At 70.2% G+C, this 25,400-nt stretch carries 27 protein-coding genes and 2 pseudogenes; 16 read left to right on the top strand and 13 right to left on the bottom strand.

Going from position 1 to position 25,400, the window contains the following annotated elements:
• On the bottom strand, positions 1-369 hold a 369-nt coding region (locus tag AB0L71_RS23085), incomplete at its 3' end, for a beta-ketoacyl synthase N-terminal-like domain-containing protein (protein ID WP_365246093.1).
• Between the two features lie 121 nt (positions 370-490).
• On the opposite strand from AB0L71_RS23085, the gene AB0L71_RS23090 reads away from it, so the two are divergent.
• Positions 491-679 (top strand): acyl carrier protein, encoded by a 189-nt coding sequence (locus AB0L71_RS23090; protein ID WP_365246096.1) that lies wholly within the window; start codon positions 491-493, stop codon positions 677-679.
• A 95-nt stretch (positions 680-774) separates the two neighbouring features.
• On the opposite strand, the gene AB0L71_RS23095 is transcribed toward AB0L71_RS23090, so the two are convergent.
• Complete coding sequence (locus AB0L71_RS23095) at positions 775-954, bottom strand: hypothetical protein (RefSeq protein WP_365246099.1); 180 nt, start codon at positions 952-954, stop codon at positions 775-777.
• On the opposite strand from AB0L71_RS23095, the gene AB0L71_RS23100 reads away from it, so the two are divergent.
• Positions 947-1,756 carry an alpha/beta fold hydrolase gene (locus tag AB0L71_RS23100; protein WP_365246102.1) on the top strand — a complete coding sequence of 270 codons (810 nt, stop codon included), beginning with the start codon at positions 947-949 and terminating at the stop codon, positions 1,754-1,756. The two genes, AB0L71_RS23095 and AB0L71_RS23100, sit on opposite strands and share 8 nt — an antisense overlap.
• Positions 1,757-1,822: 66 nt before the next feature.
• Here the strand turns inward: AB0L71_RS23100 and AB0L71_RS23105 are convergent.
• Positions 1,823-2,194, bottom strand: a pseudogene (locus tag AB0L71_RS23105) (response regulator transcription factor); the annotation flags it as partial.
• A gap of 407 nt (positions 2,195-2,601) precedes the next feature.
• On the opposite strand from AB0L71_RS23105, the gene panD reads away from it, so the two are divergent.
• Together panD and AB0L71_RS23115 are read left to right on the top strand one after the other, a co-directional pair.
• Positions 2,602-3,027: an aspartate 1-decarboxylase gene (gene panD, locus AB0L71_RS23110; RefSeq protein ID WP_365246105.1), complete on the top strand. Its 426-nt coding sequence runs from the start codon at positions 2,602-2,604 to the stop codon at positions 3,025-3,027.
• Positions 3,024-3,194 (top strand): annotated as a pseudogene (locus AB0L71_RS23115) (N-acetyltransferase); the annotation flags it as partial. The gene panD and the pseudogene AB0L71_RS23115, both read left to right, overlap by 4 nt.
• Before the next feature lie 656 nt (positions 3,195-3,850).
• On the opposite strand, the gene AB0L71_RS23120 reads toward AB0L71_RS23115, so the two are convergent.
• From AB0L71_RS23120 to gndA, 3 genes are all read right to left on the bottom strand, one after another.
• The gene (locus AB0L71_RS23120) at positions 3,851-4,648 is read right to left on the bottom strand and encodes a family 1 encapsulin nanocompartment shell protein (RefSeq protein ID WP_365246108.1); all 798 of its coding nucleotides are present in this window, start codon (positions 4,646-4,648) and stop codon (positions 3,851-3,853) included.
• The gene (locus AB0L71_RS23125; RefSeq protein WP_365246111.1) at positions 4,648-5,721 is read right to left on the bottom strand and encodes a Dyp-type peroxidase; all 1,074 of its coding nucleotides are present in this window, start codon (positions 5,719-5,721) and stop codon (positions 4,648-4,650) included. Before AB0L71_RS23125 ends, AB0L71_RS23120 begins: the two co-directional genes overlap by 1 nt.
• Before the next feature lie 185 nt (positions 5,722-5,906).
• Positions 5,907-7,349 (bottom strand): NADP-dependent phosphogluconate dehydrogenase, encoded by a 1,443-nt coding sequence (gndA, locus tag AB0L71_RS23130; RefSeq protein WP_365246114.1) that lies wholly within the window; start codon positions 7,347-7,349, stop codon positions 5,907-5,909.
• A 228-nt stretch (positions 7,350-7,577) separates the two neighbouring features.
• On the opposite strand from gndA, the gene AB0L71_RS23135 reads away from it, so the two are divergent.
• Positions 7,578-8,948: a transglycosylase family protein gene (locus tag AB0L71_RS23135; protein WP_365246117.1), complete on the top strand. Its 1,371-nt coding sequence runs from the start codon at positions 7,578-7,580 to the stop codon at positions 8,946-8,948.
• A 26-nt stretch (positions 8,949-8,974) separates the two neighbouring features.
• On the opposite strand, the gene AB0L71_RS23140 is transcribed toward AB0L71_RS23135, so the two are convergent.
• Together AB0L71_RS23140 and AB0L71_RS23145 are read right to left on the bottom strand one after the other, a co-directional pair.
• Positions 8,975-10,171 carry a DMT family transporter gene (locus AB0L71_RS23140; RefSeq protein WP_365246120.1) on the bottom strand — a complete coding sequence of 399 codons (1,197 nt, stop codon included), beginning with the start codon at positions 10,169-10,171 and terminating at the stop codon, positions 8,975-8,977.
• 178 nt (positions 10,172-10,349) lie between these two features.
• Positions 10,350-10,805 carry an ATP-binding protein gene (locus AB0L71_RS23145; protein WP_365246123.1) on the bottom strand — a complete coding sequence of 152 codons (456 nt, stop codon included), beginning with the start codon at positions 10,803-10,805 and terminating at the stop codon, positions 10,350-10,352.
• Positions 10,806-11,154: 349 nt separating this feature from the next.
• On the opposite strand from AB0L71_RS23145, the gene AB0L71_RS23150 reads away from it, so the two are divergent.
• Positions 11,155-12,639 (top strand): SDR family NAD(P)-dependent oxidoreductase, encoded by a 1,485-nt coding sequence (locus tag AB0L71_RS23150; protein ID WP_365246126.1) that lies wholly within the window; start codon positions 11,155-11,157, stop codon positions 12,637-12,639.
• Between the two features lie 348 nt (positions 12,640-12,987).
• Positions 12,988-13,167, top strand: a complete 180-nt coding sequence (locus AB0L71_RS23155) for a hypothetical protein (protein WP_365246129.1) — start codon at positions 12,988-12,990, stop codon at positions 13,165-13,167.
• Between the two features lie 101 nt (positions 13,168-13,268).
• On the opposite strand, the gene AB0L71_RS23160 is transcribed toward AB0L71_RS23155, so the two are convergent.
• Both AB0L71_RS23160 and AB0L71_RS23165 read right to left on the bottom strand, forming a co-directional pair.
• Complete coding sequence (locus AB0L71_RS23160; RefSeq protein WP_365246132.1) at positions 13,269-13,643, bottom strand: CrcB family protein; 375 nt, start codon at positions 13,641-13,643, stop codon at positions 13,269-13,271.
• The gene (locus tag AB0L71_RS23165) at positions 13,643-14,110 is read right to left on the bottom strand and encodes a CrcB family protein (protein ID WP_365246135.1); all 468 of its coding nucleotides are present in this window, start codon (positions 14,108-14,110) and stop codon (positions 13,643-13,645) included. The genes AB0L71_RS23160 and AB0L71_RS23165 overlap by 1 nt, the downstream gene beginning before the upstream one ends.
• Positions 14,111-14,307: 197 nt before the next feature.
• On the opposite strand from AB0L71_RS23165, the gene AB0L71_RS23170 reads away from it, so the two are divergent.
• Genes AB0L71_RS23170 through AB0L71_RS23210 form a run of 9 tightly spaced genes read left to right on the top strand, consistent with a single transcriptional unit; the run spans position 14,308 to position 22,464 of the window.
• The gene (locus AB0L71_RS23170; RefSeq protein ID WP_365246138.1) at positions 14,308-15,270 is read left to right on the top strand and encodes an urea transporter; all 963 of its coding nucleotides are present in this window, start codon (positions 14,308-14,310) and stop codon (positions 15,268-15,270) included.
• A gap of 58 nt (positions 15,271-15,328) precedes the next feature.
• Positions 15,329-15,634, top strand: a complete 306-nt coding sequence (locus AB0L71_RS23175; protein ID WP_365246140.1) for an urease subunit gamma — start codon at positions 15,329-15,331, stop codon at positions 15,632-15,634.
• Between the two features lie 5 nt (positions 15,635-15,639).
• Complete coding sequence (locus AB0L71_RS23180) at positions 15,640-16,464, top strand: cobalamin biosynthesis protein CbiX (RefSeq protein WP_365246143.1); 825 nt, start codon at positions 15,640-15,642, stop codon at positions 16,462-16,464.
• Positions 16,461-16,940: an urease subunit beta gene (locus AB0L71_RS23185; RefSeq protein WP_365246146.1), complete on the top strand. Its 480-nt coding sequence runs from the start codon at positions 16,461-16,463 to the stop codon at positions 16,938-16,940. The genes AB0L71_RS23180 and AB0L71_RS23185 overlap by 4 nt, the downstream gene beginning before the upstream one ends.
• Positions 16,940-18,664: an urease subunit alpha gene (gene ureC, locus AB0L71_RS23190; RefSeq protein ID WP_365246149.1), complete on the top strand. Its 1,725-nt coding sequence runs from the start codon at positions 16,940-16,942 to the stop codon at positions 18,662-18,664. The genes AB0L71_RS23185 and ureC overlap by 1 nt, the downstream gene beginning before the upstream one ends.
• A 5-nt stretch (positions 18,665-18,669) precedes the next feature.
• Positions 18,670-19,437, top strand: coding sequence for an urease accessory UreF family protein (locus AB0L71_RS23195; protein WP_365246152.1), 768 nt, complete (start codon positions 18,670-18,672; stop codon positions 19,435-19,437).
• Between the two features lie 46 nt (positions 19,438-19,483).
• Positions 19,484-20,104, top strand: a complete 621-nt coding sequence (gene ureG / locus AB0L71_RS23200) for an urease accessory protein UreG (protein ID WP_365246155.1) — start codon at positions 19,484-19,486, stop codon at positions 20,102-20,104.
• A gap of 13 nt (positions 20,105-20,117) precedes the next feature.
• Positions 20,118-21,071: an urease accessory protein UreD gene (locus AB0L71_RS23205; RefSeq protein ID WP_365246473.1), complete on the top strand. Its 954-nt coding sequence runs from the start codon at positions 20,118-20,120 to the stop codon at positions 21,069-21,071.
• 43 nt (positions 21,072-21,114) lie between these two features.
• On the top strand, positions 21,115-22,464 hold the full coding sequence (locus AB0L71_RS23210; protein ID WP_365246158.1) for an ammonium transporter: 1,350 nt from the start codon (positions 21,115-21,117) through the stop codon (positions 22,462-22,464).
• A gap of 37 nt (positions 22,465-22,501) precedes the next feature.
• Here the strand turns inward: AB0L71_RS23210 and AB0L71_RS23215 are convergent, their stop codons facing one another.
• From AB0L71_RS23215 to AB0L71_RS23225, 3 genes are read right to left on the bottom strand one after another with little or no spacing between them, the layout of a single operon-like run.
• Positions 22,502-23,938, bottom strand: coding sequence for a lipase maturation factor family protein (locus tag AB0L71_RS23215; protein ID WP_365246161.1), 1,437 nt, complete (start codon positions 23,936-23,938; stop codon positions 22,502-22,504).
• 37 nt (positions 23,939-23,975) lie between these two features.
• On the bottom strand, positions 23,976-24,500 hold the full coding sequence (locus tag AB0L71_RS23220) for a DUF1990 domain-containing protein (protein ID WP_365246476.1): 525 nt from the start codon (positions 24,498-24,500) through the stop codon (positions 23,976-23,978).
• A gap of 32 nt (positions 24,501-24,532) precedes the next feature.
• Positions 24,533-25,387, bottom strand: coding sequence for a YndJ family protein (locus tag AB0L71_RS23225; protein WP_365246163.1), 855 nt, complete (start codon positions 25,385-25,387; stop codon positions 24,533-24,535).
• Positions 25,388-25,400: the final 13 nt, after the last annotated feature.

The following is a 25,400-nucleotide window of genomic DNA, read 5'->3' on the forward strand; positions in this document are numbered from 1 at the left end:
CAATCGCTGCTGCGGGTCGGTGGCCAGGGCCTCGCGCGGCGAGATCCCGAAGAAGTCGGCGTCGAACTCCGCGGCGTCGTAGAGGAATCCGCCGTACCGCGTGTAGCTGGTGCCTCCGTGCTCGGGGTCCGGGTCGTAGAGGGACTCGACGTCCCAGCCACGGTCCTCGGGGAACTCTCCCACCGTGTCGATACCTTCGGACACCACCCGCCACAGATCTTCCGGCCGCCGCACCCCACCGGGATAACGGCACGCCATCGACACGATCGCGATCGGCTCCTTGTATTCGCTCAGCCTCCGGCGTGCCTGGCGCAGATCGGCCGTGGCGCGCTTGAGGTAGTCGCGAAGGCGCTCATCGTTGTTCGTCATGCGACGCGTACTCCCTTGGGCGAGTCCGGCTGGTGTGGCGGTGGGAGCCAGCCTCGCCAAGGCCTCTTGCGCGCACCTTTGCACGCCCTAAAGCGCGCGCGTCAACTCATCAGGAGCCGCGGTGCCCACGGTTTTTGGCGTCGGGTCCGAGCGGCCGACCCAGGCGGACGTTCGACGTGGGACGGGGTCGGGGAGTGTTCACCCGACCCGCACGTTCAAGTCCCATGGGCTGAGTTCCGTCCTCGCTGTTGAACTGCGCAACCGCCTCGCGTCCGCCACCGGCCTCGCCCTTCCGCCGGGTCTGGTATAGCATCACCCGCCACTCATCGGCCTGGCGTCCCCACCTGTACGCCGCGCTGCACCCCGATCCGTTGCCCGTGTCGCTCGACGGCCTCGAAGAGCTGCTCACCCCGCTGAGGATCCGTCGGCCAGGGCGCGGGCCCTGGCCCGGCTGGAGTCGCTGGCGGGCCGGTCCGGCGGACCCGCGCGGACGCCCTGTCCGAAACCACCGACGACGAACTGCTTGCCCTCATCGAGGCCGAGATCGGTTCCGACCGCGATTACTGAATGGAGAACCATGTCCACCCGACCCGACCTCACCGCCGCCGACGACGAGCTGTGGCTGCGCTGCTACCGCAAGTCGGAGGCTCCCGCCGCCCGTTTGGTGTGCTTCCCGCACGCGGGCGGCACCGCCCCGTTCTACCGTCCCGTGCCGTTCGCGCTGGCCGCGGCCGATCGCGTCGAGGTCCTGGCCGTCCAGTACCCGGGCCGTCAGGACCGCCGCCGCGAGGAGCCGATCGCCGACCTGAACGTCCTGGCCGACCGTGTCCACGAGGTGCTGGCCCGGCGGCCCGAGCTGCCCCTGGTTCTGTTCGGCCACAGCATGGGCGCCGTCGTCGCTTTCGAAGTGGCCCGCCGCTGCGAGGCGGCCGGGCGGCCCGCTGCCCGCCTGGTCGTCTCCGGCCGCCGAGGCCCCGCGATCGGGCTGGGGCCGACCAGTGGGGTGCACCTGCTCGGCGACGACGCGATCATGGACGAGATCCGCCGCCTGGACGGGTCCTCGTCCATCGTTCTCAGCGATCCCGAACTGATGGCTGCCGCGATGCCTGCGCTCCGCGCCGACTACCGCGCCATCGAGACCTACCGGTCAGGCGAGGCCGCCGTCGTCACCTGCCCGATCACCTCCCTGACCGGTGACCGCGACCCCAAGACCTCGGTCGCCGAGGCGGAGGACTGGCGGGCCCACACCACCGGGGCGTTCGATCTCCAGGTCTTCCCCGGCGGCCACTTCTTCCTCGTGGACGAGATGCCGCGGGTCATCGGCCTCCTGGACGGCCACCTGTCCGAGGCCGTCGACGCTCCGAGCCCGACCGCCGGCGGACGGTGAAGCGCGGGGCGGGTGCCTCCCGGACGCCCCTCGTACAGGACACACCCGCGAGGAGTGTGCGGCCCGTCAGGGCGTCAGATAGCGGTGCGAGAACCCGGCGGCCACGGCCGCCGCCCGGTCGGTGATGCAGAGGTCGGCATGGATGTGCAGAAGGTGTGACTGGACCGTCGCCTTGCTGATGAAGAGCTTCTTCGCCGCCTCGCGGTTCGTCGTCCCCTTGGCAACCAGTTCGAGGATCTCCAGTTCACGCGCCGAGAGCGGCGCGGGCGCGGGCCACCGCACCTGGCCCATGAGCCGGGTCTCGATCGCGGGGGAGAGCACTGCCTGTCCCCGCGCGGCCGCCACTGCCACGCGGAACAGTTCCTCGCGCGGTGCGTCCTTCAGCAGGTAGCCGGTGGCACCGGCCTCGATGGCCGACACCACGCTGCTCTCCGTGTCCGCCGCCGAGGGAACCCTCGCCCACGCCGAGAAGCGCCCACTCTCCTGGGAAGCCTGAACCCGTGGTGTCCCGCTGCCGGTCCGGTGGCGCCGGTCCCGGTCGCGCGAGCCGCGCTGTGCCGGCCGGGCAGGCGTCGGCCGGCACCGGGGCCCAGGACCCCGGGAAGGCGTTTACACCAGCTGGCTCGCCTGTCCGGGAAAGCACGCTGCGACGTGGGGTTTCAGGAGAGGTTTGCCATTCCTTGATCGCTCTCCTGGCCGTGCGTCAGGAAGGTCGGCAACCGGTCAGCACGAGCCCTCAATGACCTGGGGACAGCTCACTGAACATATGAATCGTTGTAGGCTCCGGAGACCGCCCTTGACCTGCAAAAAAGCGGGCAGGGAGCAGATGAGTCAGGAGTTTCTTCGTGTTTCGGACAATGTTCAAGTCCAAGATCCATCGGGCCACTGTGACCCATGCCGACCTGCACTACGTCGGGTCCGTCACGGTCGATGCCGAGCTGATGGAAGCCGCCGACCTGCTGCCCGGTGAGCTCGTGCACATCGTCGACATCGACAACGGTGCCCGCCTGGAGACGTACGTCATCGAGGGCGAACGTGGCTCCGGTGTCATCGGTATCAATGGTGCCGCCGCCCATCTCGTCCACCCCGGTGACCTGGTCATCCTGATCAGCTACGCCCAGGTCGACGACGCCGAGGCCCGTCGGATGACCCCGAGTGTCGTGCACGTCGACGCCGGGAACCGCATCGTGGCGCTCGGCGCCGACGCCTCCGCCCCCGTACCCGGAAGCGGCACTGAACGGAGCCCGCACGCCGTGCCCGCGGCGCGCTGAAGGAACGGGCCGACCGGATCGAGCTCGGCATCCGCGACGACCGTGCGCACGGCAGCCTGATCGCGTACGAGGACCGCAAGGCCGCCGGAGCCACCGCGTACTCCGTGATGGACGGCGACCCCGCAGCGCGGGTCGCCGTGCACACTGTCGTGGAGCCGGGCCACGACGCGGTCACCCGTTCGGTCACCCGGATCCCGGTGCTCTCCAGTCCTCGGCCCGGCCTCACCGCAGCGGCGGCTGTCATGCCCTGACCTGCCGGGAGCGCCGGAGACCCGGGCGGACCATTCGGAATTTTCACGTAGGGACTCATCAGGCGAGGTCAGCCGCTCCGGGAGACGGTGGAAGGAGATCCACCGCGAACTGCTCGGAGGCCCTCGATGACCAATCCGTACCCCGACCCCGTGCCACCGGCTCCCACTCCGGGACCGATGCCCGGGCCTCCCTCGCCGCTGCCGGAGCCGCCTCCTCCGCCGCCCGGACCCGTGCCGCCCGGCCCGTCGCCCGATCCGATTCCGCAGCCGCCTCAGCCGCAGCCCGAGCCGGAACCGGAACCGCAACCCCATCCGCCCGGATGACGCCGGATGACGGCACCCCGCGTGCCGCGCGGGCGGACGCCGCTCTGCCGGTGGTGCGTCTCAGGCCCCGGCGGGGACGGCGTCCGCCCGCGCGTTCGTCAAACCTCCGGCCCAGGGGCCCAGCGGCGTCGGTTGCTGCGCCACGTGCTCCCGCACGACCTCCTCCACCGCGCCCGGTCACGCCGGGCGCGGTGGAGGAGGTCGTGGTGCGGGCCGGCCGCGCGTGGCCTTCCGCCGTCGTCGGATCCTCAGGCGATGATCGGGACCACGGCCTCGGGCGTCAGCATCCGGAAGGTGAACGACTGGTAGAAGTAGAGCCGGATGGTGGTCGCGTCGTGGTCCAGGTAGCCGATCGACAGATCCTGGCCCAGGCGCAGTTCGAAGTCGCCGCCACGGGTGGACAGCAGCACCCCGCCCGCGACGGCGGGTGCCCACAGGATGTTGTCGTCGAGCAGCCGGGCCAGGTGCGTGGACACCGGGTATCCGTGGTCGGAGGTCTCCGTCGCCTCGGTGTACGCGTCGGCGCCGAGCAGGAGCCGGTACGGCCCGTCGACACCGGCGAGCCGCAACTGGGTCAGGGCCTGGCTGACGGCGGCCGGGTAGTCGCGGGCGTCGGCCGGCAGCGGCAGCGGCGTGTGCGAGGAGCCGTCCCGGAGGCCGGTGATACCGGCCGACGCGTACCCGTCGATGATCGACATGTCCTCGGCGAACGCACAGGTACGTGCCGCGTCCTTGACCGGCTGCCAGTCACTGTCGTCGGAGCCCCGCTCGACGTCGTCCACCGCCGCCCGGGTCACCGTGAAAGGCACCCGCCAGTCGATGACGGGCATCGAGGTGCGGGCCCGGGCGGTCACGTCCGGTGTGGGCGGGTCGATGTCGCGCAGATGACCGTCGCCGACGGCGGCCAGCTCGGGGCCGTGCGGGCCGGTGACATCGATGACCCGGCGTCCTGCCACATGGCGGCTGAAGGTGCGCCGGGCCTCTTCTTCGATCTGGTCCCAGGCGGCATCCGTGACGGGGGCGAGTTCGCGGTGGAGGTTGTTCATCACTGGGCGCTTTCTTGCAGGCTGCCGATGTGCAGCGAACCGTCGGTCGAACGGGCCGGGACCGGGGCCGGTGTCTCCGCCGGTGCGGAGACCGGTTCCGGCAGGGCCTCGGTCCCTGACCTGGCGGGCGACGGTGGCGGGGTGCCGAAGAAGTCGGCGCTGGGGGCGTAGAAGAGCGTGCCGGTGACCGCGGTCGAGAAGTCGAGGATGCGGTCGTGCGTGGCGTCGGTACTGCCGAGGAACATGTTGCGGAGCATCTGCTCGGTCACCTCCGGATCGGCGGCGTAACCGATGAAGTACGTGCCGAACTCGCCCTGTTCGAAGCTTCCGAACGGCATGTTGGCGCGCAGGATCTCGCGCGCGGTGCCGTTCGGTTCGGTGATTGTGTTGAGCGCGACGTGCGAGTCGGCGGGTTTGACGTCGTCGGGGAACTCGACGTCGTCGGACTTCGTACGGCCGATGACCCGTTCCTGTGCCTCGGTGCTCAGCGATTTCCAGGACGCGAGGTCGTGCACGTACTTCTGCACGATGACGTAGCTGCCACCCGCGAACTCCGGATCCTCGGCACCGACCAGGGCCGCCGATCGTGCACCCGCACCCAACGGATTCTCGGTGCCGTCGACGAAGCCGAGCAGATCCCGGTGGTCGAAGTAGCGGAACCCCTGGGTCTCGTCGACGACGTGCACCGCGTCGCCGAGCCGGTCGAGGAGCTGGGCCGCCCACTCGTAGCAGACGTCCATCCGCTCGGCCCGGATGTGGAACAGCAGATCGCCCGGGGTGGCAGGGGCGTGGTGCCGGACACCGTGCAGTTCCCGGAACGGGTGGAGCCCCGCCGGGCGCGGCCCCGCGAACAGCCGGTCCCAGGCGTCGGAGCCGAAGGCCGTGACCACGCCCAGGTCGGCACCCGGGAACCGGAAACCGATGGATCGGGCGATCGACGGCAGTTCGGGCAGCACCTCGCGCACGACGGTCTCACCGCCGGGCTCGATCGTGGCGACCAGGATCAGGGCGGCGGTGGTCAGCGGCGCGACGACGGGCTGGGCCGCGACCGGCTCCGGCGGGGCGTCGGACATGCGGCGGCTCCATGGGTCGTCAGTGGTACGGAACGGCAAGAGGGACACGGGTCCGGGACGGCAAGACGTCCCGGTGCCACTTACGCACACGGATGACGGCCCCGCACCCCGGGTCACCCGATCGGATGGCTGCTCGGGTGGCCGTGATCACCGCGACAACCCTGCAATGCCTGCGGCCCCGCGGATCAGCCCGCCTCGACCTCGGACCGGTCACCGCCCCAGAGCGTGTGGAAGGAGCCCTCGCGGTCCGTGCGCCGGTAGGTGTGCGCGCCGAAGAAGTCGCGTTGCCCCTGGGTGAGCGCCGCGGGCAGCCGGTCCGCGCGCAGCCCGTCGTAGTACGAGAGCGCGGCAGCGAATCCGGGCGTCGGCACGCCCTGGCGTACCGCCTCGGCGACCACGGCGCGCCAGTCGTCCTGCGCCGCACCGATCTCCTGCCTGAACTGTTCGTCCGAGAGCAGGCTCAGCAGGTCGGGGCGATTGTCGTAGGCCGCCCGGATCCGGTCCAGGAAGGCGGCCCTGATGATGCACCCGGCGCGCCAGATGGACGCCACGGCGCCGAGGTCGATGTCCCAGTCGTAGGCCTCGCTGCCCGCCCTGATCTGGTGGAACCCCTGCGTATACGAAACGATCTTGGATGCGTAGAGTGCCTGTTCCACCCGGTCGGCGAAGGCCGCCGCCTCCGATGCGCCGAGCGCCTGGCGCGACGGACCTCCCAGGCCCTTGGCCGCCTCGCGGAGATCCGTGTGGCCGGACAGTGAGCGAGCGAAGACGGCCTCCGCGATGCCGGAGACCGGCACCCCGAGGTCCAGTGCGATCTGTACGGTCCAGCGGCCCGTGCCCTTCTGCTCCGCGCGGTCCTGCACGATGTCGACGAAGGGCTTTCCGGTGGCTGCGTCGACGTGGGCGAGGACCTCCGCCGTGATCTCGATCAGATACGAGTCCAGGCGGCCGGTGTTCCAGCTGCGGAAGGTCTCGGCGATCTGAGCGGGGGAGTAGCCCGCCACACCGCGCAGCAGGTCGTACGCCTCCGCGATCAACTGCATGTCGGCGTACTCGATGCCGTTGTGCACCATCTTCACGAAGTGCCCGGCGCCGTCGGGGCCGATGTGCGTGGTGCACGGGGTGCCGTCCTTCGCCTTGGCCGCGATCTTCTCCAGCAGCGGCCCGAGCGACGCGTACGACTGGGGCGAGCCGCCCGGCATGATGCTCGGCCCGTTGAGCGCACCCTCCTCACCGCCCGAGATGCCGACACCCACGAAGTGGATGCCGCGCTCGCGCAGGTCCTTCTCACGGCGGCGGGTGTCCTCGAAATGCGCGTTGCCCCCGTCGATGATGACGTCGCCCTCTTCGAGGAGCGGGGCGAACTCCTGGATCACGGCGTCCGTCGGATCGCCCGCCTTCACCATCACGACCAGTCGGCGTGGACGTTCCAACGCCGCGACGAACTCCTCCGGAGTGCGCGCGGCGACGAACGACCCCTCGTCGCCGAACTCGTCGACCAAGGCATCCGTCTTCGCGGTCGTACGGTTGTGCACGGCCACCGTGAAGCCGTTGCGGGCGAAGTTGCGAGCGAGATTGCGGCCCATGACCGCAAGCCCGGTGACGCCGATCTGCGCGGTGCCGCTCATCTGTGTGCTCCGCAATCTGTGGGGGATCCGGGATCTTCAGTATGGATACGGGGTACCGGGGCGGCCTGTTCGGCATGGGCCGTATGGACCGGCCACGGATCCCGGACGGCAGTGTCCACAGAGTCGCCCGTGACGGGCGAGCCTTCCTCGCTCTCTTGTCATCTCGCTTTTCCTGCCCATAAGTTGGGCGCTTGCGACGTGTCCTACTGCCAGTGGGGGAGCCGATTCATGGCCGCGAACGGACGGCACCGCAGATATCAGCCCAGCCGGATCAACCGTGCCTCGCTCACAGTCACCGTCGGCGGCGCGGGCATCGCCCTCCCGCTCATCGCGAGCGGATCCGCGGGAGCCGCGTCGGCCGACGCGTGGGAGAAGGTCGCTGCCTGCGAGTCCACCGGAAACTGGCACATCAACAGCGGCAACGGCCACTTCGGCGGTCTCCAGTTCACCCGGTCGACCTGGGCCGCGTACGGCGGCACGGTCTACGCCCCGCGCGCCGACCTGGCCACCAGGGACGAACAGATCGCCATCGCCGAGAAGGTGCTCGAAGGACAGGGCCCCGGTGCCTGGCCGCACTGCGCGACACGGGCCGGGCTGACCGGTGGCGGGGAAGCCAACGGTGTCCAGGAGCAGTCCGCGCGGACCGAACGGGCCCGGACCGGCGAGAAGAGCACTGCGGAGAAGCAGTCCACGGGGAAGCCGGAGACGAAACGGACGTCCACTGCGGCCACACCGACCACGGTGCCGGGCAAGCGCGAGTCGTACACCGTGGCCACGGGTGACTCACTGTCCGCAATCGCGGCCGGCGAGCACGTCAGCGGCGGTTGGCGGCACCTTTATTCGGCCAACCGGAAGGTCGTGGGGGACGACCCGGATCTCATCTTCCCGGGACAGCGTCTGAGCCTCGACGGCGCCCGGACATCGAAGAGCGGCTCCGCGGCGGGCTCGGCGAAGGGGACCGCGGCGGAGCCCGAGCCGGACACGGCGGGGACGGTCACCACCCGGAAGACGGAACCGCAGCACCGGACCGCCGCGCCGAAGAAGCAGACAGCGAAGAAGCAGACAGCGAAGACCCAGCACGAGACCGCGAAAGCCCAGCACGAGACCGCGAAAGCGAAAGACCACCAACGGACCGCCCAGCCGAAACAGCAGCAGAAGAAGGCCGCGAGCCACAGGACGGAGCGCACCGAGGAGCGCTCCGGTCTCGTCGCTCCGGTCGCGGCGGGCATCGGCACCCCGTACCACCGGGCCGGTGCCTGGTCCAGCGGCTATCACACCGGGGTCGACTTCCCTGTCCCGACCGGCACGTCGGTGAAGGCGGTCGGTTCCGGCACGGTCGTCTCGGCAGGCTGGGCGGGGGCCTACGGGTACCAGATCGTCATCCGGCACAGCGACGGCAAGTACAGCCAGTACGCCCACCTGTCCGCGCTTCACGTACGCGAGGGCCGTCATGTCTCCGCGGGCCAGCGGATCGCGCGCTCCGGCTCCACCGGGAACGCCACCGGTCCTCACCTGCACTTCGAGATCCGTACCGGGCCCGGCTACGGCTCGGACGTCGACCCGTTGGCCTACCTCAGGGCGGGTGGCGTCAGCGTCTGACCCCGGCCGCCGGGGCCCGGCCGGGGTCAGCCGGAGCGGCCGGTCCCCGCGGACACGCCGGCCGGTCCTGCGGTGCCGTCGGTGCGCGACGACAGACCGGGCCCGGGCTTCACCCGGCCGATCCGGCGCTCCAGAGGCATCATCAGAGGCTGTTGCACAGGGTCCTTCGAGAAGGCATCCCCGAGGGCCTCGCCGGCCGCGCCGGGCGTCGTCGACGCAGGGGCGGCGAGGACCACGACCGGCTGCGTCCCGGCCGGCCGGGACAGGTCTGCCGGCACCGTCGCAGCGCCATCGGCGCACACCCCTGGGCACGCCTGTGGAACCGGGCCGACCGGGTCCGTCCCGTCTCCCGGAGTGCCCGGGCGCGCGCCCCCGACCGTCGGCGCGGCGCTGTGTCCGGTACCCAGCCGCTCCGTCGTGAGGAGCATCAGCCCGCCCGCCGCGACCACTCCGCAGGCCAGCGCGAGCGCGGTGCCGGGCGTACCTCGGCGGAACCCCTCGTCGAACAGGGTGATGCCGACAGCAGCCGCGATCACCGGGTTCACCACGGTCACCGTCGCCAGCGGCGCGGTCAACCCGGCGTCCCGGTACGCGGCCTGGGACAGCAGCAGCCCGGCAGCGGCGAAGGTGCCTATCGCCGACAGCGCCGTCAGTCCGGCCCACGCCGCACCGGAGACCCACTGCACCGCCACCGTCTTCGTGAACACCGAGGCGATGCCGAAGGCGACGCCCGCCCCTGCCGCCAGGATCACGCTCCGCACCATCGGCCGGTCCATGCCCCTGGAGATCAGGAAGAGTGCGGTGACCGCAGCCAGAGCGACCCCGGCGAGCCTCAGCTGATCCGGAGCGCTCAGGGTGTGCGACGCGGAGTGACCGGTGAGTGCGAGCAGGCCCGCCAGACCGACGGTCGTCATGATCGCGCCACGCCACGCGGTGGCACCTGCCCGGCGGCGCACGAAGAGTGCCGCCATCGGCAGGGCGAAGACGATGGTCAGCGCCCCGAGCGGCTGGACCAGACTGAGCGGACCGTAGGCCAGGGCGACGACGTGCAACAACGCTCCCAAGCCGTTCAGCGCCACAGCGGCCCACCAGACACGGTTGCGCAGCGGCGCCGGTGAACCGCCGTTACGCACCGTGGCCACGTGTTCCTGGACGATCGCTCCGGCCGCATAAGTGACTGCGGAGAGCAACGACAGAAGGACGGAAAGCCCTAGGGAACTCATGAACACCACGATGTCGCTTCCGGGTGGCCGCGTCGTCGTCCCCGAGGCGTCAATTCCGTGTACTGCTTCGGTAGTACACGGCTACTCCCCGTGTCCTCCTCCCGGCGGTGTTTCTCCTCCCGGACCGCGGAGCGGCCACCCTCGGTGGCGGCCGGGGCGGTCCCCGCCCGCCCTCGGTTCAGCTGCTCAGCTCGAACTCGGCGCGGATGCGCTTGCCCACCGGGACGCGCTCGGCGGTCAGCCGGTCGCACAACGCCACGACGATCTCCATGCCGTGGCCGCCCGGACGCGTCGGGTCGGGCGCGCAGAGGAGCGGCAGGGCCGTGCTGCTGTCGTACACCGTGACGCTGACCCGCTCCGCGGTGCCTTCCAGCTCCAGGAGATACGGCCCCTGGCTGTAGCGGTCCGCATTGGTCACCAGCTCGCTCACGGCCAGCATCAGATCGCCGCGGGTGCGCTCGCCGAACACCGCGAGCCACTCGGCGGCCAGCCGGACCAGGAAGCGGTCGGCCAGATCCCGAGCCCGGGCGATGCAGCCGGGCTCGCCGTCGAACACCTCGGCGCTGTGCAGTACCTCGGAGAGCCGCTCCCCGCAGGGACCGTCGGCCGGTCGCGAGGTGGCCTCTTCGTTCATGTGCTCCAGCCCGGGCGACGCAGGGGTGTTCGATGACAGCTGATCGCTGTGCGCCTACCCGCGACGAACGGTCCCACTCCGGAAAGACCCGACAGTTCTGCGCCACGGACAGACCGCAGCGAAGCATATGTGACCGCGGCGCCAGGGAGCAGCCCGGCCGGCGGAGGCTGCGCGCGAGCACACGCGCGCCCGCGGAATGCGGCGGAGAGGCGGTGAACCACGCGAACGGAGCAGGGTTCTGTGCATGGCAGACTTGACCGGGGCGTTCGGGCCCTGACCGGGGCGTTCGGCCCGGCGGGACCGGCGACCGCGGTCGGTGCCACAAGAGACAAGTGACAGAGGAACGGCAATGACGGTTTCCAAGGGCAACCCGGAGCTCGCTCCCGGAACTGAGGAGTTCGGCCCCGGGATCGACCCGGAGCGGCTGGCCGTCTGCCTGGGCGTGCTCGACGAGCTGGACGGCATCGAGGTCGACCACCCCGACGCCATCGCGGTGCGCCGCGCCACGGCCGGGATCTACCGGACCGTGAAGCAGCGCCGCCGACAGGAGCGCCGCGCCGCGAAGACCGCGCACGACAAGGCCGTCACCGAGGCCACCGCGACCGGATCGGCCGAGCGCATCGACGACGAGACCCAGGGTGTTCTGCCGTCGTCCTCGACCGTCGGCGAGATCGCGGGCATACTCCAGCGCCCGCGGTCCTGCTACATCTGCAAGACCCGGTACGTCGAGGTGGACGCGTTCTACCACCAGCTCTGCCAGCAGTGCGCCCAGGAGAACCGGGCGCGCCGGGACGCCCGTACCGACCTCGGTGGACGCCGCGCGCTCCTCACCGGCGGGCGGGCGAAGATCGGCATGTACATCGCTCTGCGGCTGCTGCGCGACGGTGCCCACACCACCATCACCACCCGGTTCCCCAATGACGCGATCCGCCGCTTCAAGGCGATGCCGGACAGCGACGAGTGGATCCATCGTCTGAAGATCGTCGGTATCGATCTGCGTGACCCCGCCCAGGTCGTCGCGCTCGCCGACTCGGTCGCGGCCGAGGGGCCGCTGGACATCCTGATCAACAACGCGGCACAGACCGTACGCCGGTCCGCGAACGCGTACAGCGAACTGGTCCAGGCGGAGTCGGCCCCGCTCCCGGCGGGGGAGCTGCCCGCTGCCGAGGTCATCGGCACCTTCGGCAGCGGCACGGTCGACCGGGTGGCGGCCCTCCCGGCCGCCCGCAAGGAGGGGCTGAGCGCGCAGGACGTCACCGAGCTCGCCCTGGTCACCGGTTCGGCCTCACTGGAGCGGATTGCCGCGGGAACGGCGATCGACGCGGGTGGTCTGGTGCCCGACCTGCACGACACCAACAGCTGGGTCCAGACCGTCGACGAGGTCGGGCCGATCGAACTGCTGGAAGTCCAGCTCTGCAACTCCACCGCGCCGTTCATTCTGATCAGCCGGCTCCGGCCGGCGATGGCGGCGACGGCCGCCGGGCGTGCCTACGTGGTCAACGTCTCCGCGATGGAGGGCGTTTTCGGCCGTGGCTACAAGGGCGCGGGTCACCCGCACACCAACATGGCCAAGGCCGCGCTGAACATGCTCACCCGCACCAGCGCCCAGGAGATGTTCGAGAAGGACCGCATCCTGATGACCGCCGTCGACACCGGCTGGATCACCGACGAGCGCCCGCACCCCGACAAGATCCGCCTCGCCGAGGAGGGCTTCCACGCCCCGCTCGACCTGGTCGACGGCGCCGCCCGCGTCTACGACCCGATCGTGCGCGGCGAAGCCGGCGAGGATCTGTACGGCTGCTTCCTCAAGGACTACGCGCCCGCCAACTGGTAGGCAACCGGTGGAGCTGTGCTCGCGCGGCGCCATGGACCCGGCCGGGACTCGTTCCCGGCCGGGTCTTTTCGTGTGGAATGGCTGAAAGTGACATAGTGCACACGTTCCATCGAGCGGGAACGCGCTCATTTGGTTAACCTGATGCGAACGGACGTCATCGAGGAGTTCACGAAATCGCCTCGACCATCCTGGGACAGGCTTGTCAACCAAGTCCCCGTCCCGCCCCGTAGCCCGGCGCCACCGCGACCGAACCCATTTTTTCCCATGCCCTTCGCGGATGGCCGAGTCCCGGCAATGAGGCCGGAGCGTCGGCGACGCCCAGGGTTACGCGACACAAAGGAGTGCGCGGTGACGACACCAGAACTGACGAAGCGCGAGAAGCGGCCGTCCCCACGGCAGCACGGAGAGCGGACCGACAAGGCCGAGAAGCTCCGGAACATCGAGGTCTGGGCCAGGTCCGCACCGATCCGGCTGGCCGGCTACGAGGAGGACCTCGCGGAGCCGCACATCCTGCCCGGCATCGACTGACCGTTTCACACCTTCACGTCTCACACCTTCACGGCCGAGCTCCGGCCCGCCCCTGCCAGGGGTGGGCCGGAGCTCGGCCGGTTCCGTGCCGGTAACGCCGGTCACAGGAACGCTTTCGCCACCGCGGCCCCGGCGAACGACAGGCCGACCCCCACGGCCACGGTGATCAGCAGATAACCGGCCGCGATGCCCAGGCGCCGGGCCGAGGTGAGGGTCAGCAGCTCGTAGGAGAACGTCGACCAGGTCGACAGCGCACCGCAGAACCCGGTGCCGAGCAGGAGCAGCAGCCGGTTCCCGAGGTTGCCGTCGGTCACCGCCTCGGAGAGGAAGCCGAGAATCAGCGCCGCGCCGGCATTGGCGGCGAACGTGCCCCAGGGGAAGACGCTGTGGAGACGGAACTTGGCGTCCACCCCGAGCAGGTAGCGAACGGGGGCGCCGACCAGCCCGCCGGCGAGTACGAGCAGCCAGTCGATCATCAGGAGCCGTCCGGAGTCCGGCGTCGGCTTCCGAACACGAGGTGCGTGGCGAAGGCCCCCAAGGACACGGCCGCCACCGCGGCCACGATCGTCAGCAGCAGGCAGCCGACCGCATAGCCGGGCCGGCCGGCATCGAAGAGCTGGCGCACGTTGTCCGTGTAGTGCGAGAACGTCGTGAACCCGCCGAGCAGGCCCGTGCCCAGGAACGGGCTGACCAGACGCGGAGCGCCGGGCAGGAGCAGCTTCACGGTGACCATCAGGACACCCATGAGGAAGCAGCCCACCACGTTGATCAGCAGGATCGTCCAGGGGAACGCGGAGGTGCCGGTCGGCCAGAGCCGTTCGGCTCCGTAGCGGGCGCCGGCTCCCGCGGCGCCGCCGATCGCCACGGCACCCACGACGGTGTACTGCACACCGGGGTGGTGGTCGGGGTGCGTGAGGAGGTGCAGATGCAGCTTGGGGGGCATCCAGCGAACGTAATGAGCGAGCAGGGCGGCGCAAGCAGAAGCGCACTCAACGGGTGCGAGTTGCACCTCAACGGTGCAGCGGATTCCTCCTCCGCTCGATACGTCGCACTCCGTGTGTATTTGATGACGTTCAGAGCCTGTCTGTTCGCTCCGCATCCATGTGAGGGCGTTTCCCCGCCGATCCGTTGGAGCCTGCTTTGTCTGTTCCCGAACCGGCTGTCATCCGGAAACTCGAGAGCCATCAGCCCGCCGCCGGGCTGCTGGCGTCGGTGCGGGGATTCGGGCAGGTCGACCTCCAGCCCGGAATCTGGACGGGGCTGTTCATTCTCGCCTCGCTCTGGGTGGCGGGCTGGCGGATCGGTCTCTTCGCCACGATCGGCGCGGTGGTCTCCACCGTGACCGCCTACGCGCTCGACGTCGACAGGTCCGGCATCGCTCAGGGCCTCCAGGGCTACTGCGGCTGCCTCACCGGCATCGCACTGGTCACCTCGCTGGGCCACCATCCCGCGACCTATGTGCTCGCGGTGCTCGGCGCGATCATCTGCACCCTGCTGATGGCGGCGTTGACGACCCTGCTTGCGCCCTACGGGCTGACCGCGCTCACCGCGCCGTTCTGCCTGGTCTCCGGCGTCATGGTGGTCGGTGCACCGCACTTCGGGCGGGTCTGGCACGGCTCCCCGAGAGCGGTGTCCAGCACCACCACAGGCGACACCGGCATCACCTGGGGCGACCTGTGGCACGCCTTCTTCACCAACGTGTCGCAGATCTTCCTGGTCGGTCAGTGGTACGTCGGACTCATCATGCTCGTCGGCCTGGCCTTGGCCGGAGTGCGCGTCGTGCTGTTCGCGGCCGCCGGCAGCATCGTCGGGATCGTCGCGGCCTGGGCGCTCGGCGCCCCCACCGCCCTCATCGCGGGGGGCATCTACGGCTACAACGCCGTGCTCGTCGCCATCGCCGTCGGCGCGGTCTTCCTCAGCGGCACGGTCTGGAACGGCGTGTACGCGCTCTTCGGCGCCGCGGCCACCACCGGACTGACCGCCTCGCTGACCTCGTTCTTCAAACCGTTCGGCGGCCACACCTTCACCTGGCCGTTCATCCTCACGACCTGGGTCCTGATGGCGGCCGTTCCCCTGCTGCCGCGGTTGCGCCGGAGCGGCTGACCGCTTCCACGGGCACCCCCTGCCCCTCCCCGTACATCCCCCGAGGAAGGTACTGACGATGAACCTCGCACCTCGCGAGATCGACAAGCTGCTCGTGTACGTCGTGGCCGACCTGGCCCGCAGACGCCAGGGCCGCGGTCTCAAGCTCAACTACAGCGAGTCCGTCGCGCTGATCACCGAAGCCATTCTGGAAGCCGCCCGGGACGGCAAGAGCGTCGCCGACTGCATGGAGCTCGGCCGCCGGATCGTCAACGAGGACGACACCATGCCCGGCGTCCGGGACATGCTCGGGCTGCTGCAGGTCGAGGCATCCTTCGTGGACGGCACCAAACTGGTGTCCTGTCACGACCCCATCGGCGGCTGAGCCCGGTGTCCGACCGCTGCCGGGTGATCGCCGTGTGCGGCCACGAAGCCGCGTTCGGAAGCGCCCTGCACGGCCTGGTGGATCCGGCGGTGACCGTCGTGAGAAGCGGACGGGAGCTGTTCCGGAGCATCGCGGGGCCGAGGCGCCCGGGTGAGGACGTGTGCGTCGTGCCCATGACGCTGGGCCGCGACCCGGAACTCGTCGCGGACACCGCCCGCACGCTGCGGGCGCTGCCCGTCGCCGAACGCTCCGGGACCGTGCTCGCCGCACCGTTCGGGACCTCCCAGCACCTCGTGGCCTGGTTGCGCGCGGCTGCGGGCCGGACACCCGGCAGTTCCGCGCTGCTCCTCACCGCGCCGTCCGGCGACCCGTTCGACGACGCCGAGCTGTACCGGGTCGCGAGTCTGGTCCGCCGCTACGGCAACCATCCGTTGGTCGAGGTCGCGTTCACTGGCGGCGACCCCGATCCGGCCGAGGGGGTCCGGCGCTGCGGGCTGCTCGGCGCCTCGCGGGTGGTGCTCCTCCCGGCCGCGTTCGCACGGCCGGAGGCGCCCGACGTACCGGGCGTGCACGTCGATCGAGCCGGCCCACTGGTGCCGCCCGCAGCGCTGGCCAGAGTCCTCGCCGAACGCGTGGCCGACGCCCGAAGGGCCGCCGAGCACGGCGACGACGGGATCGCCGGCGGGCTGAGAGCCGCCGACGACCACGGCCACTCGCACAGCCATCCGGCGGGCGAGGGGCACGACCACGGACGTGGTCACGGACATACGCACACGTACCAGCACCCGCATCGCCACGATGCGGGTCCAGCCCTCAGGAGCATTGCATGACGTTCCGTCAGAAGTATCTCTACGGCGAGGATCCGGTCGAGATCAACGCCGGTCGCCGCACCGTCACCCTCACCGTCAGCAACACCGGCGACCGCGCCGTGCAGGTCGGGTCGCACTTCCACTTCTTCGAGGTCAACTCGGCCCTGTCGTTCGACCGCCAGAAGGCCCTCGGCATGCACCTCAACATCCCCGCCGGAACGTCCGTACGCATCGAGCCCGGCGGATCGCGCGAGGTCGAGCTGTGCGCGTACGCCGGAACCGGCCGCCTGGTCGGCTTCAGCGGGCTGCTCAACGGCAGTCTCGCCTCGCACCCGGCCAAGGTGGAGGCCGTCCGCAAGGCGATCGAGCAGGGCTTCCGAGGAGCCGGTACCCCGGCGAAGAACGCCGGCAAGGAGACGAAGGAATCGAAGGGCTCGAAGGAATCCAAGGAGTCCAAGGACTCCAAGGGCCCCAAGGACAAGAAGGGTTCGCACTGATGCCCATCCTGCCGCGCAAGCAGTACACCGACATGTTCGGCCCGACCGTCGGCGACCGTTTCCACCTTGCCGACACCAATCTCGTCGTCGAGGTCGAGAAGGACTTCAGCGAGGGACAGTACGGGGACGAGGTCCTCTACGGCGGCGGCAAGACCATGCGTGACGGCATGGCCTCCGACCCGCAGGCCACCTCCTCCCAGGGCGCTCTGGACACCGTCATCACCAACGTGGTCGTCATCGACCCGGTCGTCGGTGTCGTCAAGTGCGACATCGGCATCAAGGACGGCTTCATCGCGGGCATCGGCAAGTCGGGCAACCCGCAGACCCAGAACAACGTCCACCCGGACCTGGTCATCGGGCCCGGCACCGAGGCCATCGCCGGCGAACACCTCATCGCCACCGCGGGCGCCATCGACAGCCACGTCCACCTGATCTCCCCGCAACAGGCCGAGCAGGCACTCACCAACGGCATCACCACCCTCATCGGCGGTGGCACCGGCCCGTCCGACGGCACGAACGGCACCACCTGCACGCCCGGCCCGTTCAACATCGCCCGGTTCCTCGAAGCGGCCGAGACCCTCCCGGTCAACGTGGGCATCATGGGCAAGGGCAACGGCAGCCTGCCGGAGGCGCTCCACGAGCAGATCGTCGCCGGAGCCTGCGCACTGAAGGTCCACGAGGACTGGGGTGCCACCCCGGCCGTCATCGACAACGCCCTGGCCGTCGCGGACCAGCACGACGTCCAGGTGACCATTCACACGGACAGCCTCAACGAGAGCGGCTTCTTCGAGGACACCAGGTCCGCGATCGACGGCCGCACCATCCACACCTTCCACAGCGAGGGCGCGGGCGGCGGTCACGCGCCGGACATCCTGCGGGTCACCGGCGAGCCGAACATTCTGCCGTCCTCCACCAACCCGACGCTGCCGTACACCAAGAACTCGGTGGACGAGCTGCTCGACATGGTCATGGTCTGCCACCACCTCAGCCACGACATCCCCGAGGACGTCTCCTTCGCCGACAGCCGTGTCCGCGCCGAGACCATCGCCGCCGAGTCGGTGCTGCACGACCTCGGTGTGATCAGCATGTTCTCCTCCGACTCGCAGGCCATGGGCCGGGTCGGCGAATCGGTGACCCGGTGTTTCCAGACCGCCCACCACTGCAAGGACAAACTCGGCGTACTGGAGGGCGACTCCGCCCGCAACGACAACCAGCGGGTGCTGCGCTACCTCGCGAAGGTCACCATCAACCCGGCCATCGCCACCGGGATCTCCGACTACATCGGCTCGATCGAGAAGGGCAAGATCGCCGACATCGTGCTCTGGCCCATCCACTCCTTCGCCGCCAAACCGAAGATGGTCATCAAGGGCGGCATCATCTCCTGGGCGCAGATGGGAGACCCCAACGCCTCGCTGCCGACCCCTCAACCCGTCATCTACCGGCCGATGTTCGGCCAGTACGGCAAGGCGATGCAGTCGACGCACGTCACCTTCATGTCCCAGGCCGGAATCGCCGCCGGGGTCCCGGCCGAGCTGGGGCTGGAGCGCAAGGTGCTGCCGGTGCGCCGGACCCGGACCATCGGCAAACACAACATGGTCCGCAACAGCGAACTGCCCGACATCAAGGTCGACCCGGAGACGTTCAAGGTCACGCTCAACGGCAAGGTCGCCACCATCGACCCGGCCGAGAAACTGCCCCTCAACCACCTCTTCTTCCTGGTCTAGGGCCGATGTACCGCGACCGGAACGACTTCCTGCACGACCCGGTCCCGACCGCGGCGGGCTCAGCCGCCGGGACCGGGGGCGGCCGGCCCGGCCCGGGGCCGCTGCTGGTCAGCCTCCAGCTGTCCGACTCGGCGTTCCCGAGCGGTTTCTACACGCTGTCGCACAGTCTCGAGGGCTTCGCCCAGGCCGGGGCAGTGGACCGCGGCAGTCTGCCGTCGCTGCTCGAGGACCTGCTGCTGCACGGGGTCGGACCGGCCGATGCCACCGCGCTGGCGCTCGCCCACCGGGCGACCGGGGCGGGTGATCCGGATGCCGTCGTCGCCGTCGACGAGCACCTGTTCGCGACCAAGCTGGGCCGCGAGATGCGCCAGGCGGCCACCCGCACCGGCCGGCAGTTGCTCGACCTCGCCCAGGAGGTCTTCGACCGCCCGGAGATCGGTGACTACTTCCAGCGTGTCGTGCGCCGGGAGGCGCCCGGGAACCAGGCGGTGGCCGCGGGAGTCATCTACGCGGCCACCGGCGTGCCGGCCCCGCAGGCCGTCGTCTCGGACCTGTTCGCCTTCTGTGCGAGTTTCGCGGGCGCGGCCCTGCGGCTGCGCCTCACCGACCACCGAGGGGCGCAGACCCTGCTACGGGGTGCCGCACCCGTCATCGAAGCGGCCGCCGAGGAAGCGCTGCACCGCGATCTGGAGGACCTCGGAGCCACCGTCTTCGCATCGGACGTCATGTCGGGCCGTCATGAACGCGCCGAGGCCCGGCTCTTCGCCAGCTGATCACGCCACGGCCGCACCATCCACCCCTCACCAGCCAGGGAGCATCATGGACGACAAAGTACTGCGGGTCGGTATCGGCGGACCGGTCGGATCCGGCAAGACCGCGCTCATCGAGGCGCTGGTACCGATGCTGATCGAACGCGGCCACCACCCCTGCGTCATCACCAACGACATCTATACGCAGGAGGACGCCCAGCACGTCCGCCGCACCCTGGACGGGGTCCTCGAACCGGAGCGTGTGGTCGGCGTCGAGACGGGTGCCTGCCCGCACACCGCGGTGCGCGACGACCCCACGATGAACCTGGCGGCCGGTGCCGAGATGCTGGAGCGCTTCCCCGACACCGACACACTGCTCTACGAGTCCGGCGGCGACAACCTCACCCTCACCTTCAGCCCCGCACTCGTCGATCTCTTCCTCTTCGTCCTGGACACCGCGGAGGGCGAGAAGATGCCTCGCAAACGCGGGCCCGGCATCACCGATTCCGACCTGCTCGTCATCAACAAGATCGATATCGCGCAGTACGTGCGCACCGACATCGGGATCATGGAGGCCGATGCCCACCGGGTCCGCGACAACCGCCCCGTCGTCCTCACCGACTGCCTCACCGGCGTCGGCATCGAGGACGTCGTCGGCTATCTCGAATCACGCCGCAAGGTGCTGATCTGACGTGTTGCTCACCATGGACCGCCGCACCCCCGACCGGCTCGCGCCCGCCCACTACTCCCCGGTCCGCGTCCCGCCGGACGTGGCAGGCCTGGCATCCGTCCCCGACACGCTCGCCGCGGGTTCCCCGGCCAAGGTCGGCATCCTCGACCTGGGCTTCGAGGTACGGGCCGGACGCACCGAACTGGTCGAGCGCTACCAGAAGACGCCGCTGCAGATCATGCGTCCGCTGTGGATCGATCCCGCCATGCCCGGGATGAGTTACGTCTATCTGATGGCGACCGGCGGCGGCATCGCCCAGGCCGACCGCTACCGGATGGACTTCCGCTGCGGGCCCGGCACCGAGGTGCACCTGACCACCCAGGCGGCCACCAAGATCTTCCGGATGGAACACGACTACGCGAGCCAGCGGGTCCAGCTGACAGCCCACGAGGACGCCTACGTCGAGTACCTGCCCGATCCGCTGATCCCGTTCAGGGACTCGCGGTTCTACCAGCGCACCGAGGTGACGGTCGCGAGCGGCGCCACCGTGGTGATCGGCGACACCGTCACCGCGGGGCGGCTCGCCCGCGGCGAGCGCCACGCCTACCGGGTCCTGGCCACGGATCTGCGCATCGCCCGGCCCGACGGCACCCTGCTCGCCATCGACACCCTGCGGCTGACCTCCGGTGCGGCCGGACCCGGCCACGCGGGCGTGGGACCGGGCGTGTTCGCCGGACACGACCACGTCGCCTCGCTCTTCGTCGTCAGCGACCGGCTCCCCGCCGGGGAGATCGCCGACACGCTGCACGACGCGCTGGCCGGGCTCGGTGTCCTGTACGGCGTCAGCGTGCTGCCCCGCGACTGCGGGGCCTGGGTCCGGCTCCTCGGCGACAGCCCCGTGCGGGTCGCCGCCGCGCACGACGCCGCCCGGTCCTGCGTACACCTGCTCCTCACCGGTCATCCGGCCCCCGCCCTGCGCAAGCCGTAGGGCCCGTTCCCCACACCCCCACACCTCTGCGAGGTATCCGCCGATGATTACCGCTCCCGCGCCGATGCCACCCGCATACGACTCCGGTGACACTGCCTGGCTGCTCGCCGCCACCGCCATGGTCCTGCTGATGACACCGGGGCTGGCGTTCTTCTACGGCGGCATGGTGCGCACCCAGCACGTCCTGATGATGATCAAGATGAGCTTCGCCGCGCTCGCCTTCGGCACGCTCGTCTGGTGGATCATCGGGTACACCCTCGCGTTCGGTCCCGATATCGGCGGCGCGGGGCTCATCGGCGGCCTGGACCACGTGTTCATGAACGACATCGGGCTGACCACCCTGACCGGCCACATCCCCACGTACATCTACAGCACGTTCCAGATGGGCTTCGCGATCATCACCGTCGCGCTGGTCAGCGGTTCGATCGCGGACCGCGCCACGATGAAGGGCTGGCTCGTCTTCGTCGTCCTGTGGCTCCTGATCGTCTATGTCCCGCTCGCGCACTGGGTGTTCGACACGGACGGCTGGATCGTGAAGCACCTCGGTGCGCTCGACTTCGCCGGCGGCCTGCCGGTGGAACTCAACTCCGGAGTGGCCGGCCTCGCCGTCGCGCTGGTCCTGCGGACCCCGCGCGACTTCGCCCGCCGCGAGGAGAGACCCAACAACATTCCGCTCGTGGTGATCGGTGTCGGGCTGCTCTGGTTCGGCTGGTTCGGCTTCAACTCCGGCTCCGCGCTGAGTACGCAGGGCACGGCGGCCGGCGCGTTCATCAACACCCAGCTCGGTGCCGCGGGCGCGATGATCACCTGGCCACTGGTCGAGAAACTGCGCACCGGCAGGGTCACCACCATGGGTGTGGTCTCCTCGGCCGTCGCCGGTATGGTCGCCATCACGCCGGCCTGTGGCGAGATCGACACACTCGGTGCGGTCATCACCGGCCTCGTGGTGGGGGCGGTCTGCGCCTATGCGGTCACGCTCAAGTTCCGTTTCAACGTCGACGACACACTCGATGTGGTGGGCGTGCACGGTGTCGGAGGGCTGGTCGGACTGATCATGGTCGGCCTCTTCGCCACCGCGCGCATCAGTGGCAAGAAGGGGCTCTTCGAAGGAGGCGGCTGGGGGCTGCTGGGCAAGCAGTGCGTGGCGATCGTGTCCGTGATCGCGTTCTCCTTCATCCTCACCTGGATCATCGCGAAGGTGGTCGATCTGGCCGTCGGTTTCCGTGCCGCGGACGAGTACGAAAAGGTGCCGGGTTCGGAAGTGGAACGTGCCTACGACTTCCAGACCGCCGAGCGCCTCGGCGCCCTGCTCCCGGCCAAGGTCGTGACCAGCGACGACGAGCTCGTCCGGCAGATCACCAAGCTGCTGCGGGCCCGGGAGGAAGCGCGATAGCGGGCCGCCCCGTCGGACGGGAGGCGGCTCCGGGTGCTCAGGACCTGCTGCTCGGGCTGCGCAGGCGGGGCCCGAGCGAGACAGGGGGCATGAACTCCCGGACATAGGTGCGGTGCCACCAGCGCCCGGTGGCGCGCAGTTCGCGCCAGGTGGTGTACCGGTAGTGGTACAGCCTGGCGCGGACATGCACGGGTGGGGCAGCCGGGAACGGATTGTGGCGCAGGAGCCGCAGAGTGTCCCGGTCGTTCTCCAGCAACCGCGCGACGAACGGGCCGAACCAGAGGCCCGCGTAGGCCGGGGAGAGCGCCGCGAACCACATCAGCCAGTCCAGCCGCAGATGGTACGGGGCGAACTGGCGGGGCAGCCGGCGCGGATCGCCGGGCTTGCCGCGGAAGCCGTACTCCTTCCAGGCGGTGCCTTCGTGGAGCACCCGCTCGTCGGTGCCCTCGACCACGACCTCCAGCCGGACCCGGCTGATGCTGCCGAACGCACCATAGGTGTTGACCAGATGGAGCGGATCGAAGGAGCGGTTCATCACCTGGCGGCGCGAGATCAGATTCCGCGCCGGGCGGTAGCTGAGGAACACGATCAGTGCGGCGACCGCGATGACGACGACCTCGTACCAGAGCGGCGGCGCGGACTGCGCGGGCGGCTGGGTGAACAGGGACCAGTCGACGGCCGAGAGGGCGAGCGTGATCGTCAGCCAGTTCAGCCAGGCGAAGTTGCCCGAGACGACCAGCCACAGCTGGGTGACGATCATCAGCCCCGCCGCCACGCTCGCCACCGGCTGCGGAGCGAAGAGGAGCACCGGAACCACGAGCTGGGTGACGTGGTTGGCCGCCACCTCGGCCCGGTGGAGGGGCTTCGGCAGCCGGTGGAAGAACCAGCTCAGCGGTCCCGGCATCGGCTGGGTCTCGTGGTGGAAGTACAGACACGTCAGCTTGCGCCAGCAGGAGTCGCCCCGGATCTTGATCAGCCCGGCCCCGAACTCCACCCGGAACAGCACCCAGCGCAGCAGCCACAGCACCAGCACGGGCGGAGCCGTGTCCGCGTTGCCGAGGAAGACGGCGAGGAAGCCGGTCTCCAGCAGCAGCGACTCCCAGCCGAAGCCGTACCAGGTCTGGCCGACCTGGACGATCGACAGATAGAGCGCCCAGGGCAGGGCCCAGAGCACCATCGCCGCCCAGAGCGGGACGTACGCGTCCGCCCCGGCGAGCAGCGCGACGGCGAGCGCGCAGCCGGTCCAGCAGACGAGGGCGAAGAAACGGTCGGAGTAGTGGAGCCGGAAGAGGCCGGGCGCGTCGCGCCAGTCGGTACGCCGCAGGAAGTCGGGCACCGGCAGCATCCCGCGTTCGCCGATCAGGGCCCGGAACTGGAGTGCGGCGGTGAGGAACGCGACCAGGTAGACCCCGGCCAGCGCCCGTTGGAAGATCAGCCGGCTGAGCCAGTACCCCTCTGCGGTGAACCACTCCATCGTTTCCAGTATCGGCCCGGGGGCACGGCCAGGCCCCTCAGGAGCGCACGCGGCGGCCGTCGGCGAGGAGCCGCCGCAGGGTCGTACCGAGCCGGCGGGCGTACCACCGCTGGGCCAGCGGTACGAGCGGCCCGGCGAGCCGGGTGTACCACGTGGCCGGGCGGCTGAACGCCGTGACGGCGAACCACACCGTTCCGTCGTCGGCCAGCTCGACCACGAAGGACTCCTCGCCGCGTTCCGGGTGCCGGGCCTCGGTGCCGTAGGCGAACCCGATGCGGTGGTCCTCGTACGTCGCCCAGACGACCTGGCAGTGCGCGGCGAGCCGGAGCGGGCCGACGCCCAGCGACACCCGGACCTGGACACCGGCCTCGGCACGGGCCGCCGAGGCCTGGGCCCGGGCCCCTGTTGCGCGATGCATGCGCCACTCGGTGACCGCCGCGCCCGCCGCCGCGAAGTCGGCCCGGCCGTGGCCGATCCGGGCCCGGTGACGGAGATGGTGGTAGCCGTCGGGGAGCGGGTCGAGCCGGGTGGCGCCGACCTCGGGATACGTGAGGGCGCTCATGCGGCCCTTCTCGCTCATGCGGTCCTTCTCGCTCATGCGGTCCTTCCTTCGGGTCCGGTGCGGTGGTGGAGCCTCTGCCAGGCGAGCAGGGAGCAGAGCGCGAAGCCGAGTGCGTTGCCCAGACCGTGGGTGGCGGCCATCCAGGTCAGGGTGGGGTGGGGGAGACCGCTGGCCTCGCCGAGCGCCCAGCTCAGTGCGAGCGCCATGGTGACCGCGAGCACCGCGGACGAGGTGGCGAGCAGCAGCCGGGTGATCCGGTCGTGTTGCCCGTCGCGGATCGATCCCCAGGTGAGCAGGGCGACGGTCCACATCCCCGTGGTCAGGACGACCGAGCCGGCCAGTTCGGCCCAGTCCCCGATGAAGTAGCCGATCAGGACGAGCAGGGTGCCCGACGGCACGCTGAGCGCGGCGAACCTTCCCGCGGCGCTGTCGGCGACCCGGCAGACCAGCCCCGACACCAGGGCGGCGGCGAATCCCGCGAAGTGGAAGTGCGGCACGGTCAGCGCCAGGATGCCGAGCCCGAAGCCGAAGAGCGTGTGCCCCGAGCGTTCGGCGACCAGTGCCAGCGCGGCGATCGAAGGCGCGACGAGAGCGGTGAGCAGAGCGATCTCGGCCGGGGCCGCTGCGGAGGTGGTGGGCGCCGCGAGGGCGCGGCGCAGTCGGGGCAGGGCGTGGAGCGCGAGGAACACGGCCCCGAGCGGGTAGCAGGTGGCCAGGGCGATGTCGGGTGTGCCGCGCGGCAGCCAGAGCGCGGCGGCGCCGGGCACGGCGAAGAGCGGCCACAGGCGGCGTACCCGGTCCAGATCGGGCGCACCGGTCAGGCGTAACCCCAGCGGAACCACCACCAGCATGCCGAGCATCACGATCAGATCGACCAGAACAGACATGGGCAGCTCCGAC

It is taken from the genome of Streptomyces sp. NPDC052052, from assembly GCF_040680455.1.
GTDB lineage: Bacteria > Actinomycetota > Actinomycetes > Streptomycetales > Streptomycetaceae > Streptomyces.